Source organism: Vibrio sp. M260118 (assembly GCF_036533755.1).
Lineage (GTDB): Bacteria > Pseudomonadota > Gammaproteobacteria > Enterobacterales > Vibrionaceae > Vibrio.
The window spans coordinates 1-10,167 of the sequence record NZ_JATABG010000103.1 but is presented as its reverse complement, the minus strand read 5'-3'; the positions used below and the strand labels follow the sequence as shown (position 1 = coordinate 10,167).

At 45.0% G+C, this 10,167-nt stretch carries 10 protein-coding genes and 2 tRNA genes; 3 read left to right on the top strand and 9 right to left on the bottom strand.

Features of this window, described 5'->3' with window-relative positions:
* The 8 genes from QTO00_RS08450 to ubiT all read right to left on the bottom strand — a co-directional run.
* Positions 1–383, bottom strand: a 383-nt coding sequence (locus QTO00_RS08450; RefSeq protein WP_331424260.1) for a translation initiation factor IF-2 associated domain-containing protein, incomplete at its 3' end; no start/stop codon positions are given.
* A 20-nt stretch (positions 384–403) separates the two neighbouring features.
* Positions 404–1,891 (bottom strand): transcription termination factor NusA, encoded by a 1,488-nt coding sequence (gene nusA / locus QTO00_RS08445; protein ID WP_331424259.1) that lies wholly within the window; start codon positions 1,889–1,891, stop codon positions 404–406.
* Positions 1,892–1,910: 19 nt separating this feature from the next.
* Entirely contained in the window at positions 1,911–2,366 is a 456-nt protein-coding gene (gene rimP / locus QTO00_RS08440; protein WP_038202861.1) for a ribosome maturation factor RimP, read from the bottom strand.
* A 223-nt stretch (positions 2,367–2,589) separates the two neighbouring features.
* A tRNA-Met gene (locus tag QTO00_RS08435) sits at positions 2,590–2,666 on the bottom strand.
* Between the two features lie 56 nt (positions 2,667–2,722).
* Positions 2,723–2,806: transfer RNA gene (locus QTO00_RS08430), tRNA-Leu, on the bottom strand.
* Between the two features lie 31 nt (positions 2,807–2,837).
* The gene (secG, locus tag QTO00_RS08425) at positions 2,838–3,170 is read right to left on the bottom strand and encodes a preprotein translocase subunit SecG (RefSeq protein WP_038202863.1); all 333 of its coding nucleotides are present in this window, start codon (positions 3,168–3,170) and stop codon (positions 2,838–2,840) included.
* A gap of 223 nt (positions 3,171–3,393) precedes the next feature.
* Positions 3,394–3,897: a GNAT family N-acetyltransferase gene (locus tag QTO00_RS08420; RefSeq protein ID WP_331424258.1), complete on the bottom strand. Its 504-nt coding sequence runs from the start codon at positions 3,895–3,897 to the stop codon at positions 3,394–3,396.
* A complete protein-coding gene (ubiT, locus tag QTO00_RS08415; RefSeq protein WP_331424256.1) occupies positions 3,881–4,408 on the bottom strand; it encodes a ubiquinone anaerobic biosynthesis accessory factor UbiT in 528 nt (175 codons plus the stop codon). The genes QTO00_RS08420 and ubiT overlap by 17 nt, the downstream gene beginning before the upstream one ends.
* Before the next feature lie 194 nt (positions 4,409–4,602).
* On the opposite strand from ubiT, the gene QTO00_RS08410 reads away from it, so the two are divergent.
* The 3 genes from QTO00_RS08410 (at position 4,603) to QTO00_RS08400 (ending at position 8,679) form a co-directional block, all read left to right on the top strand.
* Positions 4,603–6,645: a sensor domain-containing protein gene (locus tag QTO00_RS08410; RefSeq protein ID WP_331424254.1), complete on the top strand. Its 2,043-nt coding sequence runs from the start codon at positions 4,603–4,605 to the stop codon at positions 6,643–6,645.
* A gap of 115 nt (positions 6,646–6,760) precedes the next feature.
* Positions 6,761–7,774, top strand: a complete 1,014-nt coding sequence (gene ubiU, locus QTO00_RS08405) for a ubiquinone anaerobic biosynthesis protein UbiU (protein ID WP_331424253.1) — start codon at positions 6,761–6,763, stop codon at positions 7,772–7,774.
* Between the two features lie 26 nt (positions 7,775–7,800).
* Complete coding sequence (locus QTO00_RS08400; protein WP_331424252.1) at positions 7,801–8,679, top strand: U32 family peptidase; 879 nt, start codon at positions 7,801–7,803, stop codon at positions 8,677–8,679.
* A gap of 33 nt (positions 8,680–8,712) precedes the next feature.
* On the opposite strand, the gene QTO00_RS08395 is transcribed toward QTO00_RS08400, so the two are convergent.
* Positions 8,713–10,050 (bottom strand): MATE family efflux transporter, encoded by a 1,338-nt coding sequence (locus tag QTO00_RS08395; RefSeq protein WP_331424251.1) that lies wholly within the window; start codon positions 10,048–10,050, stop codon positions 8,713–8,715.
* Positions 10,051–10,167 lie beyond the last annotated feature (117 nt).

Below are 10,167 nucleotides of genomic sequence, written 5' to 3'. Positions count from 1 at the left end.
TCAGCCTCACGCTTCGCAAGCTCTTCAGCTTCACGCTTTGCTGCTTCCTCAGCCTCACGTTTCGCGTCGTCTTCGATAATGCTGCGCTTCACATAAGTACGCTTCTTGCGCACTTCTACTTGAACATCTTTACTCTTACCACCACCAGCATTAACGCTTAGTGTGCTGCGAGTCTTACGCTGTAGAGTCAAACGAGTTGGCTCAGCGTCACCAGAAGTGTCGCCGTGCTCTTTTTTAAGGTGCGTCAGTAGTTTCTGCTTTTCTTCGTCAGTAACTTGATCACTACTCGCTTTCTTCATACCAGCGTCAGCAAGTTGTTCAACCAAGCGGTCCACTGGTGTACCAATTTCTTCACTCAGTGCCTTAACAGTAATTTGTGTCATCCGCTTTCTCCTTGCTGAAATTATGCGTCTTCGCCGAACCAACAAATGTTACGAGCAGCCATGATTAGCTCACCCGCACGTTCTTCGGTTAGACCTTCAATATCTTCGATATCATCAATACCCTGGTCAGCTAGATCTTCAAGTGTTGCAACACCTTTAGCTGCCAGTTTAAATGCCATCTCACGCTCTAGACCTTCTAGGCCAAGTAGGTCTTCTGCAGGCTCAACACCTTCGAAAGACTCTTCTTGTGCAAGCGCAAGAGTGGTCAGTGCATTCTTTGCACGGCTACGTAGTTCTTCGACTAGCTCTTCGTCTAGGCCGTCTACTTCAAGAAGCTCGTTTACTGGAACGTAAGCCACTTCTTCTAGAGTAGAGAAGCCTTCTTCAACAAGCAGTTGAGCAAAGTCTTCTTCGATGTCTAGGTGCTTCATAAAGCTTTCGATTGCAGCTTGAGACTCTTCAGCGTGTTTCTTGTGAAGGTCTTCAACTGTCATTACGTTTAATTCCCAACCTGTTAGTTGAGAAGCTAGACGTACGTTTTGACCGTTACGGCCAATAGCTTGCGCTAGGTTGTCTGCTTCAACAGCGATGTCCATTGCGTTTGCATCTTCATCAACGATGATTGAAGCTACATCTGCAGGAGCCATTGCGTTGATAACAAATTGTGCTGGGTTATCATCCCAAAGCACGATATCGATACGCTCACCGCCAAGCTCGCCAGAAACCGCTTGTACACGTGCACCACGCATACCAACACACGCACCCACTGGGTCAATACGCTTGTCGTTAGTCTTAACAGCGATCTTCGCGCGTGAACCTGGATCACGTGCTGCGCCCTTTAGCTCAATAATCTCTTCAGCGATTTCAGGAACTTCAACGCGGAACAGTTCAGCGAGCATTTCAGGCTTAGAACGAGTAACGAATAGCTGGAAGCCACGAGCATCTGGAGCCACTTTATATAGTAGGCCACGAACTCGGTCACCTGGACGGAAGTTTTCACGTGGAAGTTGGTCATCACGTAGGATAACTGCTTCAGCGTTGTTACCTAGGTCAAGAATAATCGTTTCACGGTTAACTTTCTTAACCACGCCAGTCACTAGTTCGCCTTCATTGTCGATGAACTGCTCAACGATTTGAGCGCGCTCAGCTTCACGAACTTTCTGAACGATAACTTGCTTAGCCGTTTGAGTCGTAATACGGTCAAACGTTACCGATTCGATGTCATCTTCAACGTAATCACCTAGCTCAAGCTCTTCGTTTTCGAATTTCGCTGCTTCTAGAGAGATTTCTTTGGTTGGACTCTCAACTTCTTCTACGATCAACCAACGGCGGAATGTATCAAACTCGCCCGTTTTGCGATCGATTTCTACACGAACATCGATTTCCATTTCGTGCTTCTTTTTAGTAGAAGTAGCCAGAGCAATTTCAAGGGCTTCAAAGATACGCTCACGAGGTACCGCTTTCTCGTTCGATACCGCTTCTACTACCGCTAAAATTTCTTTACTCATTTTAAATAGCCTCTAAGACTTAAAATTTAGGGATCAGGTTAGCTTTTGAGATATTGCTTAGGGCGAACTCTTCTTGGTTACCTTCAACAGTAACTGAGATAGTTTCACCATCTACAGAGTGGATTACACCTTTCCACTTGCGACGGTTGCCAACAGCCATCTTCAAAACGATGCTTACCTCGTGACCAATAAATTGTTCATAGTGTGCAGCTTTGAAAAGTGGTCTTTCTAAACCTGGTGAAGACACTTCAAGGTTGTAAGCCACTGTGATTGGATCTTCAACATCCATTACCGCGCTAACCTGACGACTAACTTCAGCACAATCTTCAACGTTAATACCATTCTCGTGATCGATGAAAATACGTAACGTTGAGTGTTCACCTGCGCGAATAAATTCTAATCCAACTAACTCATAACCTGATGCCGCTACAGGAGCTTCAAGCATTTCAGTAAGTTGTCTTTCTAAACCAGTCATTTAAACCACTCCAGAAACAAAAAAAGGGCTCAGAGCCCAATTTAAATTCCAAGCAAAGACCTAAATTTTCAATTAGAAAATTTAGATAACAAAAAACCCCGAAAAGTCGGGGTTTTTTGTTGCTGGACCCTGATACGTTAAGTGATACCTATGCCACTTAACTCGCAGTATCGCTACTGCGCAAACTTGCCACATCCACTTTGTCTAAAAAGGAAAGAGGATTTGGTTGCGGGGGCCGGATTTGAACCGACGACCTTCGGGTTATGAGCCCGACGAGCTACCAAGCTGCTCCACCCCGCGTCCGACTTGTCGAGCATTATACGCTCTCCAAGGTGTTTTACAAGTTTGTAAATCAATGGTGCCGAGAGAGGGACTCGAACCCTCACACCTAAGGCACTAGCACCTCATGCTAGCGTGTCTACCAATTTCACCATCTCGGCAGCTAATTCTATTTTTCAGCTAGAAAATAGCTTATTGAGGAATTTCGTCGCCCTGAGGAGCTGGAATTTCACTCGCATCATCCGCTTGTTGAATCACTTGGCCTTGAGTTGGGTCAATCCACTGTGACTCAGTTTTATGTGTAGACATGTTGCCTAGCACTAAGCTGATGATGAAAAATACTGTTGCAAAAATTGCAGTCATTCGGGTTAGGAAATTACCTGAGCCGCCTGCGCCAAACACTGTGTTTGATGCGCCTGCACCGAATGAGGCTCCCATATCTGCGCCTTTACCTTGTTGAATCAGCACTAGGCCGATTACACCAACCGCTGCCAACAGGTAAATCACAAGTAGAACTGTAAACATGATTTCCACCTATGTTCCAAATTGTTGAGCCAGCGCCGCTCGAAAATACCTAACTGGTGTTTTTGAACAAGGCTAGCGACCTCCATATCGAAGGCCGAGCAATACTAGCGAAAGCCGATTACGCTGACAAGTAGATTTTTCCAAAAAAGTACGTGTTAAGAGTCAAACGCTCAAAAAAAGGACAAAACAACAGATTTCACTCTAACCGTATTTAGTCTAAGAACTAAATCTCTGAGAATTCAGGACTGTATTCCACTAAACCGATGCGCTGATCGAACTCACCGTCGACAAGAGGTAAGACTTGAAAAGTCCCCTGAGGTACATCCCAGCGGCAATGCATCTGATGCTTGCTACTATCAACAAAACCGAAACGACCATAGTAGGCAGGGTCGCCCAACACCACACAAGCTGGGTAGCCAAACTCAAGTAATGAAGATAGCCCCTCTCTCACTAGTTCGGCGGCTAATCCTTGATTACGATACGATTGTTCGACAGCGAGCGGTGCAAGACCTTGCCAATTAAAATCTTGCCCTTCAATCGTAACCGGGCTAAACAGCACATAGCCCACCACTTCACCTTCGTCATTGCATGCAACCAAGGAGAGAGTTCGACGGCCGTTTTCTCTTAGCTTCATGACTAAGTTAGCTTCAGCCTCTGTTTCAAACGTCGATTTAAGTAGTCGATCAATGGCTAGAATATCTGCTGGAGCTTCAGTTCGAATAAGCATTTACAACCTCATTTTTTGATTCAGGCGATTGTAAACCTTTTTGCACGAAGTCCGCGAGTTGATTTAACAGTGTCTGCAATGGTTTTGGCAAAGACTCTAGATCCACGCTATCCATTAAGTTCTTCACTTCTAGCCCTAGCTCTGTATCACCTTCAATCGTCAAACGGCGTTGGAAGAATAGAGTATCAGGGTCTTCCTTACGTCCTGCGATAAGCACAAGATCATTAAGGTGACCACTAAACAGCACGTCTTCTTTTACTGGATGATCGGCAACAACAATTTGCTCATCTTGATAACTGATCAACCAGCTCAATTGCAGGTCTTTTATTTCAACCTTGAGCCACTTACCCTCTAGGAATTCAAAATCACCATCTTCAAGTGCTTCTTTAAAAACAGTTTTCAATCCTTCAAGCAAGGCTCTTTTTTGTACGATTTGCGGCAAGAAGTGGATTGGAGATCGCAAAATTGATGCGGCATTCTGAACTAGTTGGGTGCGAATCTTGTTAATCACGCGGGATATCCGTTACTTTGTTGGCTAGAATTACACATCATAAGGTATGTTTAACTGGTTATCCCTGTTATTTGTCAAAGAATATACGCTAAGCCGAAACTCTTTAAAGTCATAACAAGGACAGTTATAGTTAAACTATTACTAATACCTACGTAAACGTAGGAAATACTCTCTGAAGAGTCGGAACAAACTTGATGCTATCGCAACAATTACAGCACTGGTTTTCAAAAATTACGGCTAATAGCCCGTTTTTTTTCGCCATTTTAGATAACCAGCATAATTATGCCATGGTTAATGGCCGCTATTGCGATATCGCAGGACTGACTTCAACTGAGCTTATTGGCATGTGTGATAACCAAATCATGGGCCAGCAGTTCTATGACCACCTAAAGCCATACTACGAACGAGCTTTCAAAGGAGAGTCGGTCGAAGCAGAAATGACATTAGGCAACCTGGATTTAGAAACCAGCCTGCATTTTAGTGTTTCACCAATCGAAACTGAGGGAAAAGTCGAGCACGTTATTTTCCATGCGCTTGATACCTCAGAAAAACAAATTCTAATTCGCTCACTTGAAGAATCCGAAGGCAAGTTTTCGACCCTAACCACACTGCTATCAGATGGTATTTTATTAGTCGAAGATGACTGTATTTTGTCTGCTAACCCTGCAGCATTAAGATTGCTTGGCTTTGACTCGATTCAAGATGTTTTAGGTGAAAATTTATCTCGCCTATTTGTTGACGAAAAAACCAAAACAGTTTTCTCTGAATCATTTAGCAGTATGTTGAGCGAAACACCATTAATGTGCTCGACTAGCCCACGCTGTGGCTTAGAGCGTAAAGTTCAGTTACAAGCAGATGCCACTATGGTGTTGGGCGGTGACTCACAACTGGTACTAATTCAAGACGCTGAAGAAGCGCCTGCAGGTGGTGTCCCTGTTAATAAAAACGAGGACATCCACCTTGATTCTCTGACAGGTTTATATAATCGCTTCGGCTTTACTAAGCGTCTAGAGCAGCTTATCCATAAAGAAACACCTTTGATCATGCTCTACCTAGACATTGATAACTTTAAAAATATCAATGACTCTCTAGGCCACCATATTGGTGACAAGGTCATCAAAGAAGTCTCTTCACGTTTAAAACGCTTATTGCCTCAGCATGCGGTACTTGGTCACTTAGGTGGTGATGAGTTTGGTATTATCTTGCCTGAGCCTGAAAACAATCGCATGGCAGAAATGCTTTCAGAGCGGATCATTTCACTGATCAACCAACCGTTTGATCTACACCATTTCAGTAAACGCCTAGCTTGTTCTATCGGTTCTGTCGCTTACCCTGGAGACGGCAATGATGCGCGAATTCTGCTGCAAAACGCAGATACCGCTATGTATGAAGCGAAAGATCGCGGCCGTAACCGTCTGATTAAATTTAACGATCAGATGAACAAGGAAGCACGAATGCGTTTATGGCTTGAGATCGAGCTACAAAAAGCACTGCAGCAAAATGGCCTAGAAGTTTGGTATCAGCCTAAGGTTAATGCCCGTGATTTCAGCATTAATGGTGCTGAAGCTCTGATTCGTTGGAAGCATCCCGTTGAAGGCTATATTAGCCCGGGCGCGTTTATTCCAGTGGCGGAACGTGCAGGATTGATTGAGCACCTCGGCCGCGTAGTGATGCGCGATGTGTTTAGCACTGTTAAGCGCTGGAAGTTGCAAGGAATCTTACCTGGACGTGTCGCAATCAACTTATCTCCAGAACAGTTCGGTAATCCTAAGCTTATCGACTATATGGAGAAGCTACTGCGCACTACAGAGCTTGACCCAAGTTGCATCACGTTCGAACTTACTGAAAGTGCGGTAATGAGCGACAGTGAACACACGATTCAAATGCTTAACGCAATCAAGAAGCTAGGTTTTGCCCTATCAATTGATGATTTTGGTACTGGCTATTCATCGCTCTCTTATTTAGCTCGTTTTCCAATTGATGAGCTTAAAATTGACCGTGCGTTTATCTCTGATATCGATACGTTGCCCAAGCAGATCACCGTCATTGAAAACATCATCAACCTTGGTAAGTCTCTTGATTTAACCGTTGTTGCTGAAGGTGTTGAAACTCAACAACAAGCGACCTTGCTTTCAAACTTAAATTGTAACTCCATTCAAGGCTTCCACTTCTACCGCCCTCAGCCAAGACAGGAAGTAGAAGAGCTATTTGCGCAAAATCGCCGCCACAAAAACTAACTTCAAGTGAGTATTTAACTTAGAAAATCACGCAAACCTGCTGTATATCAAATTTGCCATTCATAATTCTTCATAAAATGCGGTGCAAATATAACAGACAGTCATGGTGCGAGCGATGGAACTCCTATGCCCAGCAGGTAATCTTCCTGCTTTAAAAACTGCGATTGATTGTGGCGCAGACGCCGTGTATATCGGCTTCAAAGATGACACCAATGCACGCCATTTTGCCGGCTTAAACTTCACGGGGAAAAAACTCGAGAAAGCGGTTCAATACGTCCACGATAACAACAAAAAGATCCATGTTGCACTAAATACGTTTGCTCACCCTAGTGGCTTTGAACGATGGACTAATGCGGTAGATCGAGCGGCCCAAAGTGGCGTCGATGCCCTCATTGTTGCCGATATCGCAGTGCTTGAGTACGCGGCTCGTCAATACCCTCAGCTAGAGCTTCACCTATCCGTTCAAGCATCAGCCACTAATGTTGCGGCGATCGATTTCTATAAGCAAAACTTCAACGTTAAACGCGTCGTTTTGCCACGTGTACTCTCTATTCATCAGGTTAAACAGCTATCTCGCAACATTACTAGCGATGTCGAGCTTGAAGTCTTCGCTTTCGGTAGTCTATGTATTATGTCAGAAGGGCGTTGTTACTTATCCTCTTACATGACTGGCGAATCACCTAATACTGTCGGAGCGTGTTCTCCGGCTAAATATGTTCGCTGGCAAGAGACCGAGCAAGGGCTTGAATCGCGCCTTAATGACATCCTAATCGATCGCTACAGTGAAGGTGAAAACGCCGGTTACCCTACTCTGTGTAAAGGTCGATTCACTGCTGATTTGGAAGAGCAAACCAAGGCTTACCATGCCCTTGAAGAACCAACCAGCTTAAACACCCTATCGATGCTTCCTGAGCTGTTTGCCGCTAACGTGGCATCAGTAAAAATCGAAGGCCGTCAGCGCAGCCCTGCTTACGTAGAGCAAGTCACTCGAACTTGGCGTGCTGCTATAGATCGTTACCTAGCAAACCCACAGGGCTACCAAGTCGAGCCTAGTTGGGATGCAACACTGGCAAACGTTTCAGAGGGTACTCAAACCACCCTTGGCGCTTACCACAGAAAATGGCAGTAGAGGTTGTAGAGACGATGGAAAACAACATGAAATACGCACTGGGTCCCCTCCTATACTTCTGGCCAAAGCAGAATGTAGAAGACTTCTACAATCAAGCAAAATCTAGCTCAGCAGATATCGTCTATCTGGGTGAGAGTGTTTGCTCCAAGCGCCGAGAAATGAAGCCTGCCCATTGGTTTGATATTGCTAAAGAGCTGAGCAGCACAGGTAAGCAAGTGGTTTTGTCGACAATGGCACTGCTCGAAGCGCCGAGCGAAGTTAACATAATGAAAAAATACATCGACAACGGTGACTTTGCTATTGAAGCCAACGATGTATCAGCCATTCAGCTCGCCTCAGAGAAAAAAGTCCCGTTTGTGGTTGGCCCAGCGGTGAATACCTACAATGCTCACACACTTAACCTATTTCTAAAACAGGGCATGACTCGCTGGTGTATGCCTGTGGAGTTATCGCGAGAATGGCTAGGCAACGTGCTTAACCAGTGTGATGAACTTGGTATTAAAGGTAAGTTCGAAGTCGAGGTATTTAGTCACGGCTACTTACCCCTAGCCTATTCTGCGCGTTGCTTTACGGCTCGCGCTGAAAACAAAGCCAAAGATGATTGCGACACTTGCTGTATCAAGTACCCAACAGGCATCCAAGTCAGTAGTCAGGAGGGGCAAGAGGTGTTTAACCTTAACGGTATCCAAACTCAGTCTGGCTACTGCTACAACTTGATTAACGATCTGCCTAGCATGCAAGGCTTAGTCGATGTCGTCCGCCTTAGCCCACTTGGCTTAGATACTTTCTCGGTGGTTGATCAGTTCCGTGCCAATGAACAGGGTCAACAACCAGAGCAGCTTGAAAGCAGACAGTGTAATGGCTACTGGCACCAACTCGCTGGTCTAGAAGTTAAAAACGTCTAGTTAAAAACAGCATAGGGCTCAGCTGAGCCCTTTTTAAGCAATCGCCTGTTCACCCGCTATAGCTTGGAAACGCTTTACATCTTTCCACAGCATGGTCATTACTAACATGCTCAAGGCTATATTAGATAATGGATACGCAATCCAAATACCCTCCACACCAAACAACTTAGGCATGATGTATAGGAAGGGTAGCTGAATCAACATATTGCCGACCGTTACAAACATCGCTTTAGTACCCTTGTTAATCGCCTGGTAGTAAGCTCCTGCCACCACAAGGAAACCATCCAGTGCCAAAGCAAACATATGTAGGCGAATACCGAGCACCGTATACTCCACCAGCCGTGTATTTTCGTTATTAAAGACTGACACGAATTGGGTTGGGAACAGATTCAATAGTACGACAAACGCCACACCAACGAGTACCGCGCTATACATTGCAACCTTAAGTAGCTTGCGGATGTTCGTTTGATTTCTTGCCCCATGGTTGTAGCTGACCAAAGGCTGCATACCGTTGGCAATACCTTCTGCCGTCAAGTAATAGACCGTCACGATGTAGCCAAGAATCGCATACGCACCAATCATTAACTGATCGCCATATTGAGAAAACAAGGCATTATGTAGCGCGACCATCATTGAACCATAGGCGTACATAAAAAAGCTCGATGTGCCAATGGCGAAGATTTGCGGTACTACAGAGAAGTCTACTCGCATCTGAGAGAACTTCAGCCTCAAGCTCGCTCTTGAAGATAAGAAGTAGACAAAACCTAATAAAGTTACGACGGCTTGCGCTATCGCAGTCGCCAGTGCAGCACCAGTCAGTTCCCATCCCCACACAGCGATCATCAAGTAATCAAGAGCGATATTTATCACCGCGCCGATCACCATCAAGAATGTCGCCAAATTAGGACTATCATCATTACGTAGTAAGAAAGGCATGGCGATTGAACCAAGCACAAACACGCTGGTCGCCACCAGGATGTTCAGATACTGACTACCTAACTCATAAACCCTACCTTGTGCTCCCTGCCAGAGAAGGAAATCATCGGCAAAAAAGTACAAAATCGCGGAAACTACAGGCGTCAACGCGATTAACAGAACAAGACCTGTCGTTAATGAACCTTTGGCACCTTCAGCGTCACCTTCCCCTTGACGGATAGAAACTAAAGCGCCAGTACCAACACCGATCAACAGTCCCACACCAAGAATTGATCCAATTATCGGCCACGCAACATTGATTCCCGCTAGGCCATCAGCACCCACGTATTGACCAATAAAAATCCCATCCACGACCTGATACAAACCATTGACCAGCATAGCGACCACGGTTGGAATCGTGTACTTCCAAAACTGTTTATAAACGGATGTTTGCATTTCTCTCACCACTAGTTAGCAAGGCTAACTAAATAGATAAAATTTTTCTTTTCGAAAATTACTTGAGTGATTTTTTTAGCAAGCGAATCAGCTGACGGCTCTCTGTCTCAGTCAGTT

Bases quoted from the DNA above. Each gene is read 5' to 3' on its own strand.
- nusA (WP_331424259.1), bottom strand. From the start codon at position 1,891: ATGAGTAAAGAAATTTTAGCGGTAGTAGAAGCGGTATCGAACGAGAAA.
- rimP (WP_038202861.1), bottom strand. From the start codon at position 2,366: ATGACTGGTTTAGAAAGACAACTTACTGAAATGCTTGAAGCTCCTGTA.
- secG (WP_038202863.1), bottom strand. From the start codon at position 3,170: ATGTTTACAGTTCTACTTGTGATTTACCTGTTGGCAGCGGTTGGTGTA.
- QTO00_RS08420 (WP_331424258.1), bottom strand. From the start codon at position 3,897: ATGCTTATTCGAACTGAAGCTCCAGCAGATATTCTAGCCATTGATCGA.
- QTO00_RS08410 (WP_331424254.1), top strand. From the start codon at position 4,603: ATGCTATCGCAACAATTACAGCACTGGTTTTCAAAAATTACGGCTAAT.
- ubiU (WP_331424253.1), top strand. From the start codon at position 6,761: ATGGAACTCCTATGCCCAGCAGGTAATCTTCCTGCTTTAAAAACTGCG.
- QTO00_RS08400 (WP_331424252.1), top strand. From the start codon at position 7,801: ATGAAATACGCACTGGGTCCCCTCCTATACTTCTGGCCAAAGCAGAAT.
- QTO00_RS08395 (WP_331424251.1), bottom strand. From the start codon at position 10,050: ATGCAAACATCCGTTTATAAACAGTTTTGGAAGTACACGATTCCAACC.